At 35.3% G+C, this 23,154-nt stretch carries 18 protein-coding genes and 1 riboswitch; of the genes, 8 read left to right on the top strand and 10 right to left on the bottom strand.

Annotated elements, in window-relative coordinates; all coding sequences use genetic code 11:
* The first annotated feature begins 248 nt into the window (after positions 1-248).
* Positions 249-794 (top strand): DUF420 domain-containing protein, encoded by a 546-nt coding sequence (locus tag IC621_RS09990; protein ID WP_191158148.1) that lies wholly within the window; start codon positions 249-251, stop codon positions 792-794.
* Between the two features lie 132 nt (positions 795-926).
* On the opposite strand, the gene IC621_RS09985 is transcribed toward IC621_RS09990, so the two are convergent.
* Both IC621_RS09985 and IC621_RS09980 read right to left on the bottom strand, forming a co-directional pair.
* Positions 927-1,892, bottom strand: a complete 966-nt coding sequence (locus IC621_RS09985) for an alpha/beta hydrolase (RefSeq protein WP_224752435.1) — start codon at positions 1,890-1,892, stop codon at positions 927-929.
* Positions 1,882-2,502: a GNAT family N-acetyltransferase gene (locus IC621_RS09980; protein ID WP_191158147.1), complete on the bottom strand. Its 621-nt coding sequence runs from the start codon at positions 2,500-2,502 to the stop codon at positions 1,882-1,884. Before IC621_RS09980 ends, IC621_RS09985 begins: the two co-directional genes overlap by 11 nt.
* A gap of 464 nt (positions 2,503-2,966) precedes the next feature.
* Between IC621_RS09980 and IC621_RS09975 the strand changes: the two genes are divergently transcribed.
* Positions 2,967-3,293, top strand: a complete 327-nt coding sequence (locus IC621_RS09975; protein ID WP_191158146.1) for a hypothetical protein — start codon at positions 2,967-2,969, stop codon at positions 3,291-3,293.
* Here the strand turns inward: IC621_RS09975 and IC621_RS09970 are convergent.
* Complete coding sequence (locus IC621_RS09970) at positions 3,290-3,574, bottom strand: hypothetical protein (RefSeq protein ID WP_191158145.1); 285 nt, start codon at positions 3,572-3,574, stop codon at positions 3,290-3,292. The two genes, IC621_RS09975 and IC621_RS09970, sit on opposite strands and share 4 nt — an antisense overlap.
* A 404-nt stretch (positions 3,575-3,978) precedes the next feature.
* A riboswitch (TPP riboswitch) is annotated at positions 3,979-4,087 on the top strand.
* Between the two features lie 130 nt (positions 4,088-4,217).
* Between IC621_RS09970 and thiW the strand changes: the two genes are divergently transcribed.
* The gene (gene thiW, locus IC621_RS09965; RefSeq protein ID WP_191158144.1) at positions 4,218-4,715 is read left to right on the top strand and encodes an energy coupling factor transporter S component ThiW; all 498 of its coding nucleotides are present in this window, start codon (positions 4,218-4,220) and stop codon (positions 4,713-4,715) included.
* Between the two features lie 308 nt (positions 4,716-5,023).
* Positions 5,024-6,955, top strand: a complete 1,932-nt coding sequence (gene fbp / locus IC621_RS09960; RefSeq protein WP_191158143.1) for a fructose-1,6-bisphosphatase — start codon at positions 5,024-5,026, stop codon at positions 6,953-6,955.
* An 851-nt stretch (positions 6,956-7,806) separates the two neighbouring features.
* Here the strand turns inward: fbp and IC621_RS09955 are convergent.
* Both IC621_RS09955 and IC621_RS09950 read right to left on the bottom strand, forming a co-directional pair.
* Positions 7,807-9,240, bottom strand: a complete 1,434-nt coding sequence (locus IC621_RS09955; protein WP_191158142.1) for an extracellular solute-binding protein — start codon at positions 9,238-9,240, stop codon at positions 7,807-7,809.
* Between the two features lie 274 nt (positions 9,241-9,514).
* Positions 9,515-10,786 (bottom strand): sugar ABC transporter substrate-binding protein, encoded by a 1,272-nt coding sequence (locus tag IC621_RS09950; RefSeq protein ID WP_191158141.1) that lies wholly within the window; start codon positions 10,784-10,786, stop codon positions 9,515-9,517.
* A gap of 299 nt (positions 10,787-11,085) precedes the next feature.
* Here IC621_RS09950 and IC621_RS09945 point away from each other — a divergent pair, with 299 nt between their 5' ends.
* A complete protein-coding gene (locus IC621_RS09945; protein ID WP_191158140.1) occupies positions 11,086-11,484 on the top strand; it encodes a hypothetical protein in 399 nt (132 codons plus the stop codon).
* A 583-nt stretch (positions 11,485-12,067) separates the two neighbouring features.
* Here the strand turns inward: IC621_RS09945 and IC621_RS09940 are convergent.
* The gene (locus IC621_RS09940) at positions 12,068-14,368 is read right to left on the bottom strand and encodes a glycoside hydrolase family 3 C-terminal domain-containing protein (protein WP_191158139.1); all 2,301 of its coding nucleotides are present in this window, start codon (positions 14,366-14,368) and stop codon (positions 12,068-12,070) included.
* A gap of 171 nt (positions 14,369-14,539) precedes the next feature.
* Between IC621_RS09940 and IC621_RS09935 the strand changes: the two genes are divergently transcribed.
* Complete coding sequence (locus IC621_RS09935) at positions 14,540-15,772, top strand: AraC family transcriptional regulator (RefSeq protein WP_191158138.1); 1,233 nt, start codon at positions 14,540-14,542, stop codon at positions 15,770-15,772.
* A gap of 55 nt (positions 15,773-15,827) precedes the next feature.
* On the opposite strand, the gene IC621_RS09930 is transcribed toward IC621_RS09935, so the two are convergent.
* Positions 15,828-16,367: a chromate transporter gene (locus IC621_RS09930; protein ID WP_191158137.1), complete on the bottom strand. Its 540-nt coding sequence runs from the start codon at positions 16,365-16,367 to the stop codon at positions 15,828-15,830.
* 1 nt (position 16,368) lies between these two features.
* Entirely contained in the window at positions 16,369-16,995 is a 627-nt protein-coding gene (locus tag IC621_RS09925; RefSeq protein WP_191158136.1) for a chromate transporter, read from the bottom strand.
* Between the two features lie 229 nt (positions 16,996-17,224).
* On the opposite strand from IC621_RS09925, the gene IC621_RS09920 reads away from it, so the two are divergent.
* Positions 17,225-18,109: a LysR family transcriptional regulator gene (locus IC621_RS09920; protein WP_191158135.1), complete on the top strand. Its 885-nt coding sequence runs from the start codon at positions 17,225-17,227 to the stop codon at positions 18,107-18,109.
* A 278-nt stretch (positions 18,110-18,387) separates the two neighbouring features.
* Here the strand turns inward: IC621_RS09920 and IC621_RS09915 are convergent, their stop codons facing one another.
* Together IC621_RS09915 and IC621_RS09910 are read right to left on the bottom strand one after the other, a co-directional pair.
* Complete coding sequence (locus IC621_RS09915; protein WP_191158134.1) at positions 18,388-19,773, bottom strand: MFS transporter; 1,386 nt, start codon at positions 19,771-19,773, stop codon at positions 18,388-18,390.
* Between the two features lie 85 nt (positions 19,774-19,858).
* Positions 19,859-21,637 (bottom strand): sulfatase, encoded by a 1,779-nt coding sequence (locus IC621_RS09910; RefSeq protein WP_191158133.1) that lies wholly within the window; start codon positions 21,635-21,637, stop codon positions 19,859-19,861.
* A 433-nt stretch (positions 21,638-22,070) separates the two neighbouring features.
* Here IC621_RS09910 and IC621_RS09905 point away from each other — a divergent pair, with 433 nt between their 5' ends.
* The gene (locus tag IC621_RS09905; RefSeq protein ID WP_191158132.1) at positions 22,071-23,111 is read left to right on the top strand and encodes a LacI family DNA-binding transcriptional regulator; all 1,041 of its coding nucleotides are present in this window, start codon (positions 22,071-22,073) and stop codon (positions 23,109-23,111) included.
* The last annotated feature ends 43 nt before the right edge of the window (positions 23,112-23,154 follow it).

The following is a 23,154-nucleotide window of genomic DNA, read 5'->3' as shown; positions in this document are numbered from 1 at the left end:
AGCCAGAAAACACGGGGTAAAATGGTATACTGTAGAGCAGGAAGAATTTGAAGGTGATCCTTTTGAGAGCCTTTCTGCTAACTTGGAAAGTTTAAGAAAAATAACAAATTGACTATTTGTGTGTCGGCTGACTCTTATGATAACTTGGAGTCAGCCTATTTATTGCAGGTGCCAGCATGGTTCGAATTATTGTCGAATTTGGCAGGAGTCTTGCATGATAAGATAGAGGTACCTCACATTTAAGGAGAATGACCATGGAACACACAAATAAAGGTAAAAACTATACAGGCATCGTAATCACTTTGTCCATTGTTGTCAACACACTGATCCTCGCCCTCTTTTTTGGGCCGATTGGGTATGGCGGAGATGTTACGTTTGATATTAAAATCTTCCCAAGGATCAATGCGATTTTAAATAGCTTTACATTTGTCTTTTTATTGGTAGCTCTCTTTGCGATTAAAAAGAAAAATATTAAGCTTCATAAAGGATTCATCTTGGCCGCTTTTACGACGACATTGCTCTTCTGTGTATCTTATTTGACCTATCACTTTTTGTCAGTTGAAACGACACGTTACGGTGGAGAAGGTTTCTTAAGAACCGTTTACTTTTTTATTCTAATCACACATAGTTTTTTGGCAGCTATCATTGTCCCGCTTGCCCTTTTCTCGCTGATTTGGGGATGGACCGGACAAATAACAAAGCACAGAAAAATTGTTAGATGGAGCATGCCAATTTGGTTGTACGTAAGCTTTACAGGCGTTATTGTTTATTTGATGATATCGCCTTACTATTAAGAAAAGGGCTGGATCTCTTTGTGAGATCAGCCCTCATTTTGATTGGTTGAAATTATTGCACTGATATCTGAATGATTGCTTCTTTCTCCATTTAATTACACTCATTTCTGACAGAATGGAATGCACTTTAATTTATTCACCTTCACATTCAATCAGCTCTCGGAATCTTTCTACTATATCGTCCACGGCTCTTTTAGCGGTCTCTGCTTCTCCAATCATGTTGATAAAGCTATGGACGAGTCCTGGATAATTCACATAGTCCACTTCAATCAATTGCTCCTGCAGCCTTTTCGCGTATAGCTTACCTTCGTCTCGCAAAGGATCAAGCTCTGCTGTAATTAATAGTGTTTTCGGCATGCCGATTAAGCTTTCCGCTCGTAATGGTGATGCATATTGATCAAAACCTTCTTCTTCATTTTTCAAGTAATGGGACCAGAACCAGACCATTTTCTCTTTGGTTAAGTTGTATGAGTAATCAGCCTGGAAAGAGGGGGTGTCGCAGGCATGGTTTGTCACGGGAGTAATCAGCAGCTGGCTGTGAATAGGAAGGTTGTTTATTTCTTTCCATTTTAAAGCGCAGGCTGTAGCGATGTTGCCGCCAGAGCTTTCCCCACCTACACAAACTCGGTCTAATCTGCCATTTAAAGAACTAATATGGTTAAATGTCCAACTAAGCGAAGATATAGCATCCTCGATTGCTGCGGGATATTTATTCTCTGGTGAGAGCCGGTAACCTACAGAAAGAACGAGACATTCTGCATGCTTTGATATGTAACGGCAAATTTGATCGCAGCTGTCCAGATCCCCAAATACCCACCCGCCCCCATGAAAATAAAGCAGGACTGGAAAAGGACCTTCTCCTTTAGGTGTATAAATTCTAATCGGAAGATCATAACCAGTGCACTGAATAACCTCTTGTTTCACAAAAACATCATGGATAGCAATTCCTATAAAGAATTTTCTTGCTTCCTTGTAAAAATAACGTGACTCTTCTGGTGTTAATACATCTAATGAAGGGTGTCCCAATTCTTGCATTTTTTTGTTGATTCGATCTAATATAAGGCAAACTTGCTGATCAAGAACCGTTTTAATTGCCATGGATCTGCTCCCCGCTCTTCACTTGTGATCTTTGCAAGCCCTCCATCTTTTCAAGGAATATTTCTCTGTCTCCAGTAATCAAGTAAGCTTTTTTGTGAGGCAGTTCAAGCATTGTGACAACTTTTCCCCCGCATTTTTTTAAAATTGGAACGATAATGCGGTTTCTTACATCTGGTTCTCCAATAATCCGCTTTGCGTCATATTTGCTAAAAAGAAAGGCTAATTTTGCACGGATGATGGAAAACCCAGCTTGTTTATTTAAGTATTCTCTTGGACCAATAAGCAAATGCATTCCTATGTCTTTTTCATGATATTCATAATAATGACGAATTGGATCGTCTTTTATTGAATATACAATTAAATAACTTACAGCTGTTCCATCGATAAACCCCATATAAACATCTTTTTTCTTAGATGCGATTGATTTTTTCAGCCATTCTTTGAATTCATGTTTTGGTACATCGAGCTTCCAAAAAGGGGCAATATGTTTTTGATGCATCCAATCATAAAGTGTCTCTATATCTTTCTCATAAATCACTTGTCTTAATGAGATCGTTTTCCCTATTTCGTGGTCAAAAAGTAAAAAATCATGTTTTTCCCATTCCTCCATACTATCTCCCCTTTGCAAATGATATTGATTCTCAGGTCATATCAATTCGAACTTATCTTATGGGACGATTATCACCATGTCAATTCAGTTCGAATGAAATGAGCCTTTTTTCCTAAATAGATAATTTTCCATTATTTGATTCATATCAAAAAGACTACAAGCCCTGCGTGATATATGATTAATTAAAACCAGCTTAGTTTTATCTTTCAAGAGTTGTTCCCTTAAGCTTATTGATAGGATGGATTGTTTGAAGAAGGAGGCTAGATTAGCTCCTAAAGAAATTCCCAGGCACTCGTTGGCACATCTTTTTTCTTTAGTTGCTGAAAAATCGGTTCATTATTTTAGCGTCATAAAAGTAAGAAGGACATGCATATGTATAGAGGAAGATAGGTGATTGTGATGAATGTCTATGCAAATTCCAATTCTACTTTTTCTTTCTTAGAACATATGAGAGGAGTCCAATGATGAAAACCAACTCTTTTTTTGTCATCATGTCCATGCTGCTTATTGCAATTGTAGCTTTCTTTGATTCTCCTCAGAATTTTCAACAAGAAAACCCTATTACAAGCTTACCAGTTTTTGCTGAAGAAACGGAAACAGCTAGTGAAGAGGAAGAAGAAGGCTTGAAACACTTAACAAAATCATTCGAAAATAAATTAGTTGGAACAGCTGCAATTGATGGGTATTTAGTAGAGGTGTACCAGGAGTTTGAAATATTTACAGATGATGAGGGTAACATCATTGAGAGTAAGCCTACTTCAGAATATGATTACTTGCGCTACAAACGCTAGGATTTTTTCAAGCTTTTAAACGTATCAATAAAGGCTTGTGGATGGGTTAATACTTGATACGCAAACACGCCCTGATTCGTATGTAAATAAAGGAAACCGTATTTCCCTGACATTGGTTTAAATGACATATCAAATACATCCCTCAATAAAAACTGATGATGATGAGAAATGACTCTATCTTCAAAAAGGAGTAGGCTATATTCGGTTTCCTTATATATTTGGCGGTCCCATTCAACAATTCGTTTTACAATGACAAATGTTTGAGATGCAAGCTCCTTCAATTAGATTGCTCCTTTTACTGCTTTTTAAAAATATAAAATACTCCTATACTCCATGTCCAATTCAATTTCTTTTTTTGATTTCTTCTAAATCCTGCAATAATTTCGGATTATATTCATGCTTCCGCTAAAGCAGCTAGATATTCTCTAAATTTTATAATAGTTGGCCCCACTGAAAAATGATCGCTTACCTCACCTTCTCTAATAGATTCATTGTAACATCTCCAAAAAATACTTATCAAAGATTAGAAACTACCAGTTAAAAAAATGGATTGTTTTAAAGATCCAACTACTTTGATGTGTCATTCCCCATGCAGACGTAATCGATGAGTAAACAGAACACTTGAGATATGTATGGATTCTTTTTTAATTGTGTTATAATGTGTTTTAATTCAAAATAATATCAATTTGTCTACTAGGGGTGCCTTTTTTAGGCTGAGAGAAAACATGTGAGGTTTTCAACCCTATACACCTGATCTGGATTATACCAGCGTAGGGAAGTAGATTAAAACGTCTATTTCTTTACCAGTATGCCAGATCCATTTAAAGTGGATCTGCTTTTTTATACTTGGAGTTTTTATCCCGTTAATTTCGGCGTACGTCCCCGCCAAATACGGCGTCTGTCATGTAAAGGGGAGAATAAATAGTGAATCGAACATATAAATTAACATTTATGGCTTTATTTGCTGCTATCGGTACGTTTGGCTCATCTTTATTGTGGTTTCCAGCAGGTGTTGCAAAGGCCTATCCTGTTCAGCATATTGTGAATGTATTAGCAGGCGTCATGCTTGGGCCGATTCCAGCTGTTATTATTGCGTTTGTGACAGGATTGTTGAGAAACTTAATGGGCACAGGATCACTTTTAGCATTCCCTGGAGGGATGATAGGTGCTTTCCTTGCAGGCTATTTATTTCGCAAAGTAAAACGGACTTGGGGAGCACCAGTGGGTGAAGTCATCGGCTCAGGACTGATTGCACCATTATTTGCCGTTCCCTATGCAAAAATAGTGATGGGCACAACAGTAGGCGCTTTTTTCTTCTTGCCTCCATTTATTGTAAGCAGCTTTTCTGGTGCTCTTATTGGTCTTATCCTTGTCCATCGGCTGAAAAAAACAAACAGATGGAACTTTCATTATGAAAAATAAGGACAAGCGGAAAAGTAAATTTAACCAGTATACAAAATTGAAATCTATGGTTTCGGATATTTAGGTTATTCCAAAGTGCCATGAGTATATGATTCCGTATAGATGACTTTATTATAGATATCAGTCTGCGTAGTTTAAGTTATTTAGAAAAATAAAATCCTTTACAATTGCAAACAAAGACAATAAAAATATAATTATAGTTATAATTGCAATTTAAGTTTTCTTATATAATGTAAGTATTTCATCTCAATCTAGTTGATGTAAAATAAGGGTAAAGATTTTGCATTTTTGAAAGGGGATACATGACTTTGAATAAAAAATTCTTAGATTTACTGGCCCAAAAATATGATAGTGAAGAAAAAGTAGTAACTGAAATTATTAATCTTGAAGCCATTCTTAATCTCCCAAAGGGGACAGAACATTTTGTCAGTGATTTACACGGGGAGTATCAAGCCTTTCAACATGTGTTAAGAAATGGTTCCGGAAGAGTAAAAGAAAAAATAAGAGACCTTTTTAATGGTGTAATATTCGAAAAAGAAATTAATGAATTGGCGACATTAGTTTATTATCCTGAAGAAAAATTACAGATCCTTAAGAATAGTTTTGATAATGAACAAGAATTAATCCAATGGTATAAAGAAATCATTGATCGTATGATTAAGCTCATTTCTTATGCCTCTTCCAAATATACACGTTCGAAATTACGTAAAGCATTGCCTAATCAATTTGCCTATATAATAGAAGAGCTGCTATACAAAACTGATGAGTCCGCAAATAAGGAACTGTATTACACAAAAATTGTCCAGCAAATTATTTCTCTCGGACAGGCTGATAAGCTTATTATAGGTCTTGCTTATTGCACTCAGAGATTGGTTGTTGACCATCTTCATGTAGTGGGGGATATTTATGATCGCGGACCCGAACCTGATAAAATAATGGATACTCTAATCAATTACCATTCCGTTGATATTCAGTGGGGAAATCATGATGTCCTATGGCTAGGTGCCTTTACTGGTTCAAAGGTTTGTCTCGCTAATATTATTCGTATCTGTGCAAGGTACGACAATTTGGATATTATTGAAGATGTGTATGGAATCAACCTTAGACCTCTTCTTAATCTTGCGGAGAAATACTATGAGGACAATCCGGCGTTTAGGCCAAAGAGACATTCAGATAAAAAAGTATCTGATCATGAATTATTACAAATTACGAAAATTCATCAAGCCATTGCTATGATTCAGTTTAAACTTGAAATCCCGATCATAAAGAGACGTCCGAACTTTAATATGTCAGATAGGCTTTTGCTTGAGAAAATTGATTATGACAAACAAGAAATAACGATTCACGGGAAAATTTACCCATTAGAGAATACTTGCTTTGCAACGGTTAATCCAGAACAACCTGATCAATTATTAGAGGAAGAAGAGCAAGTGATGGACAAGCTGTTATTTTCTGTCCAGCATTCGGAAAAGTTGGCTAGACATATGAATTTTCTTATGAAAAAAGGCAGTCTTTATTTAAAATATAATGGGAACTTATTATTACATGGCTGTATTCCTTTAGATGAAAAAGGAAATATGGAAAAAATGGTGATTGAAAATAAAACCTATGCAGGTCGTGATTTATTAGATATTTTTGAACATTATTTACGACATGCATTTGCACATCCTGAAGAGACAGATGATCTTGCAACAGATATGGTCTGGTATTTGTGGACAGGAGAATATTCATCACTCTTTGGGAAAAGAGAAATGACAACCTTTGAAAGGTATTTCATTAAGGATAAGGAATCCCATAAAGAGAAAAAGAACCCATACTACCATTTACGTGAAAATGAGGAAATCTGCCGCAAAATTCTAACAGAATTTGATCTTAATCCTGATCAAGGTCATATTATAAATGGCCATACACCAGTTAAAGAAATTGAAGGAGAAAATCCAATTAAGGCAAATGGAAAGATGATTGTTATAGATGGAGGCTTTTCCAAGGCTTATCAATCAAAAACAGGGATTGCTGGATACACTTTATTATATAATTCCTACGGTAAACAACTTGTCGCGCATAAACATTTTAATTCAAAAGAAGATGTTCTGCTAAATGGAACTGATGTTTTATCAGTAAAAAGATTGGTGGATAAAGAATTAGAGAGAAAAAAGGTTCTAGAAACGAATGTTGGAGAGGAATTATTACAGGAAGTCTCTATTTTGAAAAGTCTTATGGAATATCGCTATATGAATTGAGATATCAATCATTACTATTTAATAGATTCTATCATTAGAGTAATGTTTAGTAACATTGTGTTAACAATCCAGGGTCTTCTCTTATACAACCAAGAATAATTCTTCCTAATTTGCTCCGACAGGAAGCACAAGATTTGACCATCCAAGGATTAAAATCAATTAGGATATAGTCAATGAATCTAAAGAAAGTGACAAAAATACAAGGATTTATGTAAAGGCTCTTAAAGAAATTCTAAAAAGTTTAGTTTAATCAATTTCTAGTAGATGCTTATGGAAAAGCATCTACTTATTTTTTGGGTTTTTCATCAATTCTCTCCTCTACTCAATTGAAAAAATTCATCAGTATTAATTCCATTTCATTTTCTTTTTGCCCTAGGGTACAACTATATGACAAAGCACCCAGACGAAGCTCTTCAAATTTTATTAGACAACTAGGATTAAGCAAACTTTCCTCTTGTAAAGAAGTTGAGAAACAAAGCTTGGATATTCTCCTGCCAAAGATAAAGTCTGAAGAAGACTTTGGAAGTCAAAGTGAAAAATCATGGCAAGAAACATGTGAGCGGCTGAAAAAATCTGGTTTAATTGAAAAAGAACCTTCCTTTGATGATATCTTTAAAAATATGAAGGAGTAAAGTTTGGATGGAACCACATATACTCTCGTTGGTGAGGGAATATGTGCTTTTTCACACAAGATCCGTATCATATATCCTACTCTCAATCGACTACCACCCTAATTACGAAGAGATGTACTATTCGTATTTGCTGCTTCACATGCCATGCGTAAGAACCTTTACTCACTTATAAAACAATCTGAACTTTTACTTCTATGCATTTCAGCTTTATTTCTAAAGCTATTCCTTTTGAGATTTCACATTTTCTTCACTATCCATATTTTCTTGTGAAGCTTTAAAGAGTTTAGCTGTTATACGATTGCAAAGTAAATCTTCGGTGATCAAACCTGACCAATATAATCGAAGTTCACTCCCAATTTCGTTTAACTCCTGGAAACTGAGCCCCAGCTTTTCATATAGGCGGAAGGTCGGGATAATCTCCCGGAATAATTTAAACCTTGGCGGTTGATATACCTTTTCTCCGCCTGTTCGTTCAGCGATATGTTTAACAGCAGGAATACTGAGCGTCTCTGTGCGAATGATCTCCTGGCATTCTTCACTTGTCAGGTAATTCAACAGTAGTTTGGCTGCTTCAATTTTCGTAGAATGCTTATTAATCGCTATTCCAATCATTAATAAAAGAGTGCGGGCATCCTCTAAATACGGAAGTGGTGCAATATCATAATTAAGCGGTGCTTCCTTCATGTGATTCAAGCTGAAATAAGAAGTCATAATCATTGAGACTTTTCCCTCTAAAAATAACTTTTCTGCATCCTTATCACTGTCAGATAAAATATTCTGAACGATTTCTTGTTCTTTAAAAATATCCTTGCATAAGTTGACACTTTCGATAAATTTTTCTTTATTAAAGCTTACTTCTCCATTCGGATCCCTCATGAAAGAAACCTGATTTTGCAGGAGAAAAATTGGCCAACGGTTCACAGAAAGTGAATGAAAATAAAAACCGCAATGCTTCTCATGTTTCTTCTCTTTTGATAGGAGACTTGCTGTTTTCAAAACTTCTTCCCACTGCCAACCGCTGTCTGGAAAAGCCAAACCTGCTTTCTTAAAGTGATCCTCGTTGTAACACAATACAATAGGCGAAAAAATGAATGGTTTCACATACAACTCTTCTTTAAGAAAGGCTTTTTCCAAGAAAGAATAATTTTGATTGTCTGTTTCAAGTGGTTCAAAAAGCTCTCTTCCTGATTGGCTCAAGGAACAATAATCGTTATAATTAATCGTCACAGCATCGACAATATCGTTTTGGAAAAAATCCTTGACGGTTTTATGATAATGATCATAAGGCAAGGTAATCGTCTGAACTTTTATTAATGGATACTTTTCCTCAAATTTTCTGAGCAATTTTGACAGAACCGCTTCTTCCTGTATTGATGGATAGTAACCTAGCCTTAGAATGATTTGATCAAAGGGTTTATTTGAAACGACTAAGTTCCCTATCCTTAATTTTTTTACAATTAATCCTTGCCTTACTAATTCATCCAGCCCTTTTCTGACTGAGTTTTTACTTAAGTCAAACCTTTCAGCCAATGCTAGCTCAGCAGGCAAATATTCACCGATCGGAATTTTTCCAGTAACGATCTGTTCTTTTGTTGTTTCAATAAATTGCTGCAATTTCATTTTAAACTCTTCACGGCTTGTTTTCTCACTCATATTTAACCTTCCTCATCTTTTGTTTCCCGTTACCTTATTTATCGAACGGGTTACCCTTGCTAGTTTTAGTATGGCTCTTTTCTATAGGATTGCTGCTTTTTGATAGATATATGCCGCCAGAATAGAAGCAATCGGCGGTTTAATTGCTTCTATTCCGATACTTCATCTCAAGAGGCGATTCATTATTTTGTTTTAATAATAGCAAATATAAAGTATGCTAAAAACAGTTTTAAGTATGGCAGCCTGAATTCATTCTTAACCTTGTTTTCACTTCTTATTTATTTATCTCGTCATTAATCACCTTAGCTGCATCGTCTGCAGCTTGTTGAGGAGTCTTCTTGCCTTCAAACATGGCTTGCAATTCAGCCTGTACTTTCGGTAAAATCGTTCTGGCAACAGGATGGATTACGCCTGGCTTAGCAGAAGGCAGCAGCTCTGCAAATTTCTTCATATCCTCGTCATCCTCATACAATTTACTTGCAGATTCTCTAGGAGGGATATAATTTGTTACCTCATTAAAAGCGATGGAATTTTCTGTATTTGTCATCGTTTTAATAAACTCAGCAGCTATTTTTTTATGTTCACTATTTTCTGGTATCGTAAACAACCCAGTTGTTGCAAAAGTTGTACTTTCCTGTTCTTTAATAGGGGTACCTATAACATAGTTTTCAAAATTTCTTTCATTCAAACTATTTACAGTTGCACCAGACCCCCATACTGCTAACATCTTCCCCTCAATAAATAGGTTAAAATGCTCATCTAACGCACTAATAGAATCCTTTGGAATCCAGCCTTTTTTATACCAATCATTTACTTGCTCAAACGCTTTTACAGCTTCAGGTTCATTAATAGCTGCTTTTCCTTCTTTATTAATAACTTCTCCGCCAGCCTGCCAAATGATAGGGTTTATAGTCCCATTAGGTGTATTAGCTCCTTCAAAGTTTCGAGCATAATACCCTAGTTCAGCAGCCTTTTCGGCTAGTGCATTAAATTCATCCCATGTTTTAGGAAGGTTGTTCGGGTCTCCTCCAACCTCAGCTAAAATATCTTTGTTATAAATATAGGTAGCAGACTCCTGCAAAATAGGTAACCCATAAAGTTCACCTTTGTAGGAACTCCCCTCTAATGATGAGGTTGAGAAATCCTCTTTCCCCCAATCTTCGCCAAGTAAATCTGTAATCGGCGTTAAAACTCCTTTGTCAGCAAACTGTGCCATCATGTCAGGAATGATATAGAATATATCTGGTCCTTGATTTGCCCCAAGAGCTGTTAAAATTTTTTGTTCTCTGTTCGCCCAAGGAATTTCCTCATAGTTAATTTTTACATTTGGATATTCTTTTTTAAACGATTCAGCCATTTGGTCAAACACCTTGGCTTGTTCAGCCTTTAAATCCTCTGATACATAAGGATGAATCCAAACTGTTAGAGTTGCAGACTCTTCCTTATCAACGGCAGCGTTAGACGCTTCATCACTATTAGAACAAGCCGCAAGTGAAAAGACAAGCACAATGGTAAAAAACAATACCCCCAATTTTTTTAGAACCATCTTAAAAATTCCTCCCCCTTTTTGTGTAAAACTGGATTAAATCTAGATCACACACCTATAGAATAAATTAACCTATTTCACTTGTCAATTCATTTTTTGAATTATCAAAAAATAATATAAAAATTTGAGAGGTGTTGATTAGTGTGCCTTTGTCTTAATCATTAGCTATGCTATATAGCGTTTAGGTAAGATTAATTATTTTACTTAATTTTCACAAAATTCATTTAACTTATTTGAGCGTTATTGTATACTATCTAACGAATACCAGTTTTAATCCAGATGAAAAAGGAGGAAAGCAATTGAAAAAGTGGGTTGCGATTTTCAGCTTTGCAGTGTTGTTAGTTAGTACCTTGTTTACCAATGCGACAGGAGCAATCGCTCAGGAAGGGCAGGTTACCAAAGTTGGAACCCCCCTGCATAGTATTACCATTCTTGGCGCGGGATATGGAAAAGGACCGAATGGAGAGGAATGGATCTATACAGTTGCAAAAGGGTCCCCTGCGGTTTTAAGTGTGATTGATTCCCACACTGGCGAGAGGATCTATAGCTTTCAACTAGAGGGGGCTTCTGATGCCTGGGGACTTGAAGTGCTTAAGAATGGAACAGTTTATATTGCTGGAAGCAAAAATTTATACCGCTTTGTACCTAGTGAGGAAAAAGTGGAGAAATTTGCACTGCGACCCAACCCATCTCCTTAAGTGTCTTGAATAAAGGACGAATTCCGAACATACTGCTCACCAGGAACCATACTGTCTCTGGAGATAGTGAATGCCATGAACAATCAACTATCCTAACCTGTAAATATGCATAGAATAATACAAAAAAAGCCCCAATCCTTATCTAAAAGGAACTGAAGCTTCTTACTCTGATGATCCGAGAGGGATTCGAACCCCCGACCCCTACCCTGTCAAAATTGGGTGGGGAATAAATATGGTTAAAAGGAAGGAAACTGAGTTAAATAAGTATTGATAAATCAACATATTTGACTTTTGGTAGTAAAATAAGTTAATTAAACTCATTGAAATAAAATAAGTCTGTGCAATTTTTGTGCAATGCGAAGTATGTGGTTTTTCTGATGTCCTTTTAGAGTTTTTTAATGTCTTGTATCACTAGGCTTTATATGATGACTGTTTTACCTCTTTTGAAAAAAAGGATGAACATAACTAGTCCTTCCTACTCACATATTTTCATTTGACTCCTAGATGATATAAATTTGAGTCTAAACACTGCATTTAATATAAATATGGATTGACTCATGAAACAAGAATCAATCTATTCATATTAGTTCACAACAGTATTTTTCTGTACATCATTTAATTGTTGAATCATATCCTGTAGCTTCTCTTCGGTAAAGTGACCATCACTAAAATTAGATAAAGCACGTAATGGCATATATTTCATCATCGCTTCCATCATATCTGAAAATTCACCTTGTTCCTCAGCTGCTGCTGCAAATGGGCTTCCTTCTTGTGCTTTTACTAATAGTTCTTTCGCAAGTGGTGCTACTTTAGGATTTGAAAGTAGGTCACCTATTGTTGTATTACGATGAACAAGTAATGGAAGATCTAACATCGATTCAACAGTAACTTTTTCTGTTAAAACAATTTCTTTTGAACTTTTTCCTACTAATAATTCGAATTCGCCACTTTCTACCTGCCAATCTTTTAATTCTGTATTGTAGTAGGCAAAAGATCGCTTATTTAATGAGAACGTAACTGTTTTTTCCTCACCAGGCTGAAGTTCAACTTTTTCAAACCCTTTTAATTCTTTCTCAGGTCTACTTACACTACTTTCAAAATCTTTAACATAAAGTTGAACAACTTCTTTTCCTGTAACAGCTCCTGTGTTTTTCACATTCACTGTTACAGTGAGTGTTTCTGAATCTTTGATTTCATTGGCGTTTACACTTAGATTGCTATATTCAAACGTTGTATAGCTTAATCCATAACCAAATGGGAATAATGGTTCTACATTTTTTGTATCGTAATAGCGATATCCAACGAAAATTCCTTCACGATATTCTACTTTGTCTCCATCTCCTGGGAAGAACAAATAGGAAGGATTGTCACTTAACTGTTTAGGGAATGTTTCTGCAAGTTTTCCGCTTGGATTTGTATCTCCAAATAGAATGTCTGCAATCGCGCCTCCAAGAGCTTGACCTCCTAGATAGCCTTCAAGTAAACCTTTTACTTTGTCTAACCAAGGCATTTCAATTGGGGCACCATTACTCAGTACAACAACTACATTTGAATTTACTTCAGCAACCGCTTCAATTAGACGCTGTTGATTTTCAGGGATGTGTAGGTGTACACGATCATAACCTTCAGATTCATAGCGATCTGGTAGACCAGCAAACAAGATAACCGTATCGACTTGTGAAGCTACTTGTTTTGCTTCTTCAATTAATGCCTCATCGATTGTATCTTTGTCACGATAATATCCTTGAGCGTACGTAACTTTTGCTTCTGATCCAGCAGACTTTTCAATTTCCTCTACAATATTTTCAAGCTTTGTTGGTTTAATATGAGAGCTTCCGCCACCTTGGTATCTTGGTGCCTTTGCAAATTCACCGATTACTGCAAATTCGCCTTCTTTTTTAAGTGGAAGGATGTGACCTTCATTCCTTAATAACACCATACTTTCTCTCGCTGTTTCTCTTGCAAGCTGATGATGTGCTTCTTGGTCATACGTTGCATTTTCTTTCTTTTCTTCTACTGCTTTAAAAATAATGTGTAAAATACGTTCAACAGCCGCATTTAGTTTTTCTTCAGATAATGTTCCATTTTGAACCGCTTCGATAACTTTATTCTCACCGATTCCTTTTGAAGCTGGCATTTCGAGCTCAAGCCCATTTGCAAGAGCTACATCACGTTCATTTACTGCACCCCAGTCAGAAACAACAAAGCCCTCAAAGCCCCACTCTTCTTTTAAGATGTCGTTTAATAGGTAGTTGTTTTCAGAAGCAAATTCTCCATTTACTTTATTGTAAGAACACATTACCGTCCATGGTTGTGATTGCTTCACTGCCCCTTCAAAGCTAGCTAGATAAATTTCACGGAATGTTCTTTCATCAACAATTGCATCTGTTGACATTCTTCGATGCTCTTGGTTGTTCGCTGCAAAGTGCTTTAACGATGTTCCAACGCCTTGACTTTGTACACCTTTAATGTGATTTGCTGCCATTTCTGATGATAGATATGGGTCTTCTGAGAAATATTCAAAGTTACGTCCACATAAAGGAGAACGTTTAATATTTGCACCTGGTCCAAGAAGAACAGCCACATCCTCAGCTTGACATTCTTCTCCTAAAGCAACTCCAACTTTTTGAATTAATTTGCGATCCCATGAGCTCGCCATCCCTGCAGCTGATGGAAAGCATGTTGCAGGTACACTATCAAATAAACCTAAGTGGTCAGCACCCATTCTTTGTTTGCGTAATCCATGTGGACCATCTGTAACCATTATAGATGGGATGCCTAATCTTTCAATACCTTTTAAATTCCAAAAGTCTTTTCCAGAACAAAGACCTGCTTTTTCTTCTAATGTCATTTGTGATATAAGAGCTTTAATATCTTTCGTCATCATAAACCCTCCATGAAAATTCATAATAGAAAACGCTTTCTAAGTAACTATAAGGGTATTATAAATAACAACCTCACTTAAATTTGGTAATATTATAGTTTTTTTAGCTGTTTTTTAATATTTTTTATTTTTTATGATATGATCTAGAAAATAGGGTGTAAGGAGTCTACTATGAAAATTCAGGATTTACATTATATTTGCAAACTGATTTATGAATCTTTTAACATTCCTGTTATTTACCTAAATGAAAATGATGCTTTGGAGTTAGAGATTGCTTATCCAAATATTGAAAATCCATTTCCTACATCTCAACAAGAAATATTGAAGAAATTTCACTTAAATCATGATCACTATCCATTCCCACTATTGGTCAAATCGGAATACTATGAACATTACTTTATGATTCAAGTGAGAAATCATAACCAATACAAAGGGACAATTATTGTCGGCCCTGCCCTTCCTTCTGACCTTACGAATGAAAGACTAGAAGCTCTGGTTAATGACATGCCTGTTCAAAATAATTTAGGTGAGAACCTCGTCCATTACTTTGAATTATTACCTCGTATATCAAATATGAAATTTATCAACATTAGTATGCAGCTGTACTATATGCTCTACCAAAAAACACTAGACCCAGCAGATATCATTTTAAAAAATATTGAAGTGGGAGATCATATATTACAAATTGAGGATCCACATGTGACAATCTCTCAACAACGTGAAAATGTGTCATTTCACCATGATTTTATCTACGAGAAAAGGCTATTTCAATATATTAAAGAAGGTAGGAAGGACGAATTTTTAAAAGTATATAAACTTAGTCCTGAAAAAGGAGAGGTAGGAGTATTATCGAAAAAAAGTCAGTTACGTAATAGTAAGAACCTCGCCATTACCGCCATTACTCTAGCTACACGTGCGGCAATGGATGGTGGACTTCATCATGAAATTGCCTATACACTTAGCGACTTGTATATTCAAAATCTAGAGGAATTAACAGATATTAAATCAGTTGACGCCTTTATGGAACAAGCCTTAAGTGATTTTGCTGATCGAGTACGAAAACATAAACAACAAAGATACTCTAAACCTATTAATATGTGTCTAAATTATATTTACACACACCTTTACGAAGATTTAACCCTTACAAGCCTAGCTAACCTTGTAGAGATGCATCCCAATTATTTGTCCTCTCTTTTCAAAAAAGAAGTAGGAATTTCAATTGCTGAATATATTCACCGAACAAAAGTAGATGAGGCCAAGGTTTTGTTAACATTTACAGATTATTCCTTATTAAAAATTTCTACAATCCTAAACTTTCATGATCAAAGCTATTTTACAAAGGTGTTTAAAAAAAATGTGGGGGTTACGCCGAAGAAGTTTAGAAATTCTATATCTGAAACTTAACATTTACAAGTTATGAAAGCAAAAAGGAGCCTAATCCAGATTTGACTCCTTTTTGTTATGAATAGATTGCAGCCCCTAAAACACCCGACATCACAATCACCAATGCAGGATGAACACGAAGCTTTATTAAAGAAAAGAGTGATAGAGCGAAAATGATTAATAGACTAGCTGAGTACCAAGAAAATGAGCCTACTAAGTTATTACTAATCGCAAATTTTATTGCCGCGTAGCCAATTAAACCGGTAATGATTGGACGTAAACCATAAAAAGCCGACTCAACATGTTTGTTTTTACTAATTCGATAGAAAAATGTTGCAATGATGATGACAAGTAACAAGGATGGTATAACCATACCTAACCCAGCTGCAATGGCGCCCGTGATTCCTTGAACCTGGTAACCTACAAAAATAGCACTGTTTGTCGCAATTGGACCTGGTGACATACCTGCAATCGCAATGACATCCGTAAACTGTTGAGTTGTCATCCAGCCCTTATTCATAACTTCTAACTCAATGACAGGGATCATCGCATATCCTCCACCAAATGAGACAAAGCCGATTAATAAAAACGTCCAAAAGAGTTCAAATAATATCATATTAAATTCCATCTCCCATAAACCATTCTAGTTGCTGCGATGGTGGGGTCTTTTCCTTTTTATCACCAATAGAGAATCCCAATTTCCGTTTGATGTTAACAAGCAGAATACCAAGAATAATACCGGAAAAGATAATTAAAACCGGATGTAAATGGAGGAAAAACAGAATGGCCATAGACCCAAATGAAATAACACAAGTCGTTTTATCAATGATCGCCGTTTTACCGATCATATATCCTGCATAAACAATCAAGGCAACAATAGATGCACGAATTGCCTGGAAAGCAGCTTCAATTTTTGGGTTATCTTGAATTTGCAGAAAGACAATACTTAGAACGACTACAATAAGAAAGGTTGGTAAAAACACTCCTAATAATGCAGCAATCGCCCCTCTAATACCTCCTATTCGATAACCGATAAATGTAGATGAATTTATGGCAATTGCTCCAGGAATAGATTCTGCAATAGCAAATACATCAGTAACATCCTCATGAGTTACCCATTTCTTTTTATCTACTACTTCTCGTTCTATAAGTGGGATCATCGCATAACCACCACCAAACGTAACTGGACCAATTTTTAAGAAGGTCCAGAAAAGTTGAAAGAGCTTTTTCGTTTCTTCCTTCATTTCGATTCCTCAACTCCCTATTTATTTTCCATGTAAATGTTTTGAAATTTTTAGCTGACTATTTTCGTATATTGATCTTACTATTACGATACCACGTTGCGATAAGAAGCGATATTGCAACAAATGCATAGCGTATAACAGATTGTTATACTTATGAAGATTTCCTGCAGTCCATATATAGGGTAATATATTAATAAGTAATAAAAATATCTGAATTGGGGGTGTTTTCATGAACATTGAAAACCTTAAAATGTTTTGTTTAGTAGTTGATGAAGGCAGTATAAGCCAAGCAGCAAGATTAAGCTTCGTATCTCAACCTGCTGTCACAAGACAAATTCGCCAATTGGAGAATTTTTATGGAACCTTGTTATTTGACCGGACAGAAGGAAAATTAACCGTGACCGAAACAGGTAAAATGCTTCACCCTTTTGCAAAAGCCATTATTGAAGACTTTAATCGTTCAAAAGAAGTGATTCTACAGGCGACAGGTGAGTACAACTCAAGCCTTAGAGTTGGTGCTTCTTTAACAATAGGTGAATATCTCCTTCCTAGCTTGCTTGGTCGTTTCAAAAAACGTACACCTGAAATAAAAGTAAGTTTAGTAATCCGTAATACACCAGGTGTATTACAAGACTTATCAAATGATGTAATAGATATCGCTCTAGTAGAAGGAATTGTTGAAGACAAGAGTTTTACTGTTGAAAAATTTGCTGACGACGAATTAATTCTCATTTATCCGGCTGATCACCCTTGGAAAGATCGATCGGAAATTGATAAAGACGAACTAACTCATGAACGAATGATTTGGCGTGAGTCCTTGTCCGGCACAAGACTCATTGTAGAAAACGCTTTAAATGAGCATGGAGTATTACATAAAATTAATAGCTATATGGAAATAGGTAGTACCCAAGCCATTAAAAGTGCCGTTGAATCTGGTCTTGGAATAAGTATTCTCCCAAGGTTAACAGTTGCAAGAGAATTGGAGCATGGTGTTTTACAAGAAATGAAAATTAAAGGTGTACATATTAATCGAAGTTTATGGCTTGTGAAAAAGCCGCAGAGATTTAATAGAGATGGTGTTACCAAATTTGTTCAGTTTATTCATGAGAAGTAATGAAAAGATTAGATCTTTATTACTTTTGATTACTTAACTTAAGAGACTGTAAATAAATGGATATTATACATATTTGTGGAAAAATCTATATGTTTCATCAATTAAGCCCAATTCCTATAAAGAAGGAATTGGGCTTATCTTACATATGAAAGAACCAGTAAAGCAATAACTTTTTCTTTTACAGCGTTTTCAAAAATTACTAGCTTCATGCTTCATTCCTAAAGTTTTATTGCTCTTGTATTCTTTAAAATTGCTAGGCATTAATTTCCGAGGTTATTTCAAGCTTCCTTTGGTAGTTGCTTAGCCTTTTTTCTTTCTTTAATCTCTTGAATAATTTTCGCATATAATTTATTGTCAATTTTGTAAAACTTTAGTGCAATAATTGTAGCCACATGCCCTAAAATTGGGAAGATTGCATAAAGATATAAAATCATTTGTAATGTTTCAGGTGTTTGTGCTTGTCCTGCAACATATCCAGCACTCGCTAAAAGTGCTCCACCAAGAATTCCACCAACTGCACTTCCTAATTTATTAATAAAAGTTAAACTAGAAGATACGACACCAGCACCTTTTAAACCTGTTTTCCACTCTCCATATTCAACACAATCTGGAAGCATAGCCCATGCAATTGCTCCTGTAAATGGTGCAAGAACATTCACTAGTACCGCTGCTGTAAAGTTAACCCAAACTATTTCCGATGGAGCTATTAGTAAAACGATAAATGGAATGATTGATGCAATACTTCCATAAAGGAAGACACCTTTTTTCTCAATCTTCTTAGACAACTTAGGCATAATGAAAAATAATGGAATAGAAAGCAATAAACCAACTAGAGATAATATCGGAAACAAATCAGCTCTACCAACATTATAAGTCCAGAAATATAGAGCAACGGCACTTTGAATTGATGTTGCAATTAGATTTGTGCTCATAGCGACCATTAGCATTAACAATGGTGTGTTTTTTCCTATTAATGAAAATTGATCTTTAAATGCGATTTTAGGTTTTGATTCAAGTTTGTCATTTACAACATCAACTTTATCATGTCGTTTAGCACTACTTGCACACGTCCAAAAGCTTATAACTATAACAATAGCATATAAAATGGCTGTATAAAGATAACCTTGTTCCCCTCCTCCCAATATAGCTACTAAAGGTAAGAATAATACTTGAGCTAACATTTGAGCAGGAATACCCATAAATTGCTTTGCAGTCGCAATCCAAGTTCTTTGATTTGGGTCTTCACTTAAAACAGGTGTTAATGAATGATATGGAATATTTACTACAGTTGAGATTAATGAGTAGAGAATATAGGTAACAAAAACGTACACTATTTTTTGACCATCTGGTAAATCTGGAATCCAGAATAAAGAAACTGTACTTAAACCTAGTAACGGAGCACCGAAAATGACATACGGACGATATTTACCTAATTTCGAATTCGTTCGATCTGCTAACATCCCCATTAGTGGATCTGTAACAGCATCAATAAAGCGAGTAATAAAGAACAAAGTACCTACTAATGCAGGGGAAATCCCTTCTAGTTCAGTATAGAAAAACATTAAATAAGTTAGAATTAACATGAAAGGTAAATTAGACCCTAAACCACCAAACGCGTACTTAAAAACTTCACTTTTGCTTGCTACTCTATTAAGATTTTGCATGTGGTTAACACTCCTTTTTTTATCTTAGAATAATTTCAAGTGAAGTTCCCTTATTTCAATCTTTGAAACTTCACTTGTATTCTGTTTAACTTGTACGACCCGCTAATCCGATAAAATACTGCGCTTTCGCTTTTTCATCATTTGGTAGAAAAACATCTATAAATTTCTCAACTACATCAGTATTAACTTCAGTGTACTTATAACTTAATACAAATTCTTTAAAACCATTTAATAGTTTCTGGCGTCCATTCTCTGAAGTAATATTAAGTATTGCCCTCATTTGATTTTGTGCTGCTCTATCCCATCGATGTTCCGCTAAAATACTTATTTTTTCCGCTTCTCGAATGGCTTCTATCTGTTTCTTTAATTCCTCAATAGTCATGATGCCGTTTTCAGGAATACCTAATCTAATAAATTGCTCTTTAGGAGCATCATTTTTTCTCATTTGCTCCGCTATTTTTTGGATAAACTTTAATTCTATCTCAAGGTCTTCAATTTCCTCTTTTTGTTCAGGATCTACTGCTAAATTGTATAGTTTAGACCCATACTGGAAAGCATTTACAAAACCACTTCCAGCTCCAATTTTCATCAACTGACACCCTTTAGTAAATGGAAATGGCTCATGAATTTCTATGTTTTGTAACTCTCTTGGAGCAAACGGCTGTCTCATATGTGTTGGCATTAATGTATATTCAAATAACGGTTTATTTTCAGGGGAAACAGGGCCTCTCATATAGACATAATTACCATCTGTTATATTGACATGTCCTCCATGGTAGCCAAATAAAGCGGTTTCACGAACTGGCTGATCTGAATGAATTACTTGTCTTAACGGCTTCCCATCCATATCTTCCGGTAATGAAATACAAAAGAATTCAAGTAAAGTAGGAGCTAAATCAACTGTTTGTACGATTGACTGTCTTCTTTCTCCTTTTTTTCCTTCTCTAGGATCCCAAACGAATAGTGGTGTATGTGCGATTTCATCGTAAACCGGCATAACGCTCTTTGACCACCATCCATGCTCACCTAGTAGGTACCCGTGATCCGTGTTTACAATAAGCATTGTATCTTTCCACATATCATATTCATCCATCATATCCAAGACTTTTCCTAAATAATTGTCACACATACTTAGTAGAGCAGCATATTCATACTTACCATGTTCCACCACTTCTTCAGATTCTTGTACAAAATAATAAGGTGGCCAATCAAAATGGTTACCATTATACTCATGAGGATACAAGTCTTTGTAATGCTGATAAGCAAAAAATGGTTCATGAGGATCAAATGTCTCTAACTGCAAAAACCAATTATCTTCGTCTTTATTCTTTTGGATAAAATCCATTCCTAAAGAGAAGGTAACAGCCTGTGGATGATTCTCTTCTGACTCAAAATAAGCTCTATTCACAATATCTTGTTTGAACATATTAGAACTAACAAAAGGCTCAGGTGTTTCAGTTTCTGGAGTTTCTGGATCTTTTACATGCCCTTTCCAAGGGTCACCTTCTTGGCCTCGGACCATTTCAAAGGAACTATATCTTGGGTGATAAGTTGCACCACCATCTTCCCAATAATGCTGGTGATCTGTTACTAAATGTGTGTACACACCATTTTGTTTCAACATTTCTGGCATCGAATTGTCAAATGGTTCGATAGGTCCCCAGCTACGATGTAAGAAGTTATAACGACCTGTATGCAACTCTCTCCTGGCTGGCATACACGGTAAGCTCCCTGCGTAACACTGATCAAAAACAACTGTTTTCTCTTCTAACCGTTTAAAGTTAGGTGCATGTGTCCAATCACAGCCATAGTTTGGAAGCATATGTCTGTTTAGCGAATCAAACATTACCATAATTGCTCGCATTTTAACTCATCTCCTCTTTATTTCTCCTGCTGATAAAATTGTCTTGTATCTTTTGTAGGTTATCAAAAATATAAAAGCGCTTTTATAAATGTTTAAAAATAAAAATTCAACAAGTTATAATATTAATTTTTTAATTACTAATAATGTGAAAGCGCTTTTACTTTCTATTCAACAAATTTATCAGATATTTATCAACCTTACAACAACAATTAATTTATAGGGGTATAACTAAATGTTATACCTATTACTCTCATAAATATGATAATAAAATTGACCAGCCTTAATAAATTTGATAAGTTTAAAATGTGGAAGCACTTCCACATTTTAAATATCTTTTTTCAATGAAATGAAAGGAACAATATTATGTATTTCTTTGCAAATAATAAGATACTTTATTTGATTATGCTGAAACTTAATATTGTGGTAAACAATTATGAAAGCATCTATTTATGACGTAGCGAATTTAGCTGGAGTTTCTATTTCAACCGTTTCAAGAGTTTTAAACAAAAGTGGGTATGTAAGCAGTAAAACTGAAAAGAAAGTAAATGATGCAGTTTTTAAATTAAATTATATACCTAACGTTGTTGCACAAAACTTAGCGAAAAATGAAACAAAATTAATTGGATTATATTTCCCCTGTTTAGTTGACTCAACAGAAATTCTATCAAGTACGTACATCCTAGAGTTTATAAAAGGAGTCAATGATGTGTTGATTCAATGGGGATATCATCTTCTTTTGATTAATGAAATGAATGATAAAGAACAAATTTTATCAGATAAATGCAGACCTCAGTATTATTCTTTTATTAAACAGAATCGCATAGATGGCCTTATTTTAGGGAGCGCTCCAATAGCATGCTCTTCCTTCTTAGAGCTACTCAATCTTAAATTGCCAATGGTGTATATTGGTGAAAAACTATTTCATAATGGACTAAATGTATACGCTCAATTTAAACAATACAATAAAGATGTATTAGACTATTTTTATAGTAGAGATCATCGACATATAGCTGTTATTGGTTTAGAAGAAAGATTAGAGTCGGTAATACGTGAGTTCAAGGATGATAAACATAATGACGAGCTAAAGGTGGAGCATCATTTTGACCCAGAGAATGTGAATTCTTATCTCGACTTATTAAAAAAAATTTTCACTAGTGAAGATAAGCCATCAGCATTATTAGTCCATGATCTAACGAAGGTCCAACAGACTATTAACTTTTTGAACAATATACAATTGTCTGTTCCTGATGATGTATCGATCATAACGATCGAACATAAATATCAAGATGCTGAAAAATGCTTTCCTTCCGTTACAAGTGTGTATGTACCTGCTTATCAAATGGGTGTTGAGGCCGCTAAGGTCCTCTTTGAATATTTACAAGAGTCACAAGGCTATTCTAATGAAATTATTGTTGATTCAAAGATCATAAAACGGGAATCTGTTAAAAACATGACAAAATTGAGAAATACATGATGAGAGGTACAACACTCCCCTATCAGTTCTAAAAAGTACGAGC

It is taken from the genome of Metabacillus arenae, from assembly GCF_014773385.1.
Lineage (GTDB): Bacteria > Bacillota > Bacilli > Bacillales > Bacillaceae > Metabacillus_D > Metabacillus_D arenae.
The sequence above is the reverse complement of the archived record's forward strand: the minus strand, read 5'-3'. Positions and strand labels throughout refer to the sequence as shown.

Bases quoted from the DNA above. Each gene is read 5' to 3' on its own strand.
- IC621_RS09990 (WP_191158148.1), top strand. From the start codon at position 249: ATGACCATGGAACACACAAATAAAGGTAAAAACTATACAGGCATCGTA.
- IC621_RS09985 (WP_224752435.1), bottom strand. From the start codon at position 1,892: ATGGCAATTAAAACGGTTCTTGATCAGCAAGTTTGCCTTATATTAGAT.
- IC621_RS09980 (WP_191158147.1), bottom strand. From the start codon at position 2,502: ATGGAGGAATGGGAAAAACATGATTTTTTACTTTTTGACCACGAAATA.
- IC621_RS09975 (WP_191158146.1), top strand. From the start codon at position 2,967: ATGAAAACCAACTCTTTTTTTGTCATCATGTCCATGCTGCTTATTGCA.
- IC621_RS09955 (WP_191158142.1), bottom strand. From the start codon at position 9,240: ATGAGTGAGAAAACAAGCCGTGAAGAGTTTAAAATGAAATTGCAGCAA.
- IC621_RS09950 (WP_191158141.1), bottom strand. From the start codon at position 10,786: ATGGTTCTAAAAAAATTGGGGGTATTGTTTTTTACCATTGTGCTTGTC.
- IC621_RS09940 (WP_191158139.1), bottom strand. From the start codon at position 14,368: ATGACGAAAGATATTAAAGCTCTTATATCACAAATGACATTAGAAGAA.
- IC621_RS09935 (WP_191158138.1), top strand. From the start codon at position 14,540: ATGAAAATTCAGGATTTACATTATATTTGCAAACTGATTTATGAATCT.
- IC621_RS09930 (WP_191158137.1), bottom strand. From the start codon at position 16,367: ATGATATTATTTGAACTCTTTTGGACGTTTTTATTAATCGGCTTTGTC.
- IC621_RS09925 (WP_191158136.1), bottom strand. From the start codon at position 16,995: ATGAAGGAAGAAACGAAAAAGCTCTTTCAACTTTTCTGGACCTTCTTA.
- IC621_RS09920 (WP_191158135.1), top strand. From the start codon at position 17,225: ATGAACATTGAAAACCTTAAAATGTTTTGTTTAGTAGTTGATGAAGGC.
- IC621_RS09915 (WP_191158134.1), bottom strand. From the start codon at position 19,773: ATGCAAAATCTTAATAGAGTAGCAAGCAAAAGTGAAGTTTTTAAGTAC.
- IC621_RS09910 (WP_191158133.1), bottom strand. From the start codon at position 21,637: ATGCGAGCAATTATGGTAATGTTTGATTCGCTAAACAGACATATGCTT.
- IC621_RS09905 (WP_191158132.1), top strand. From the start codon at position 22,071: ATGAAAGCATCTATTTATGACGTAGCGAATTTAGCTGGAGTTTCTATT.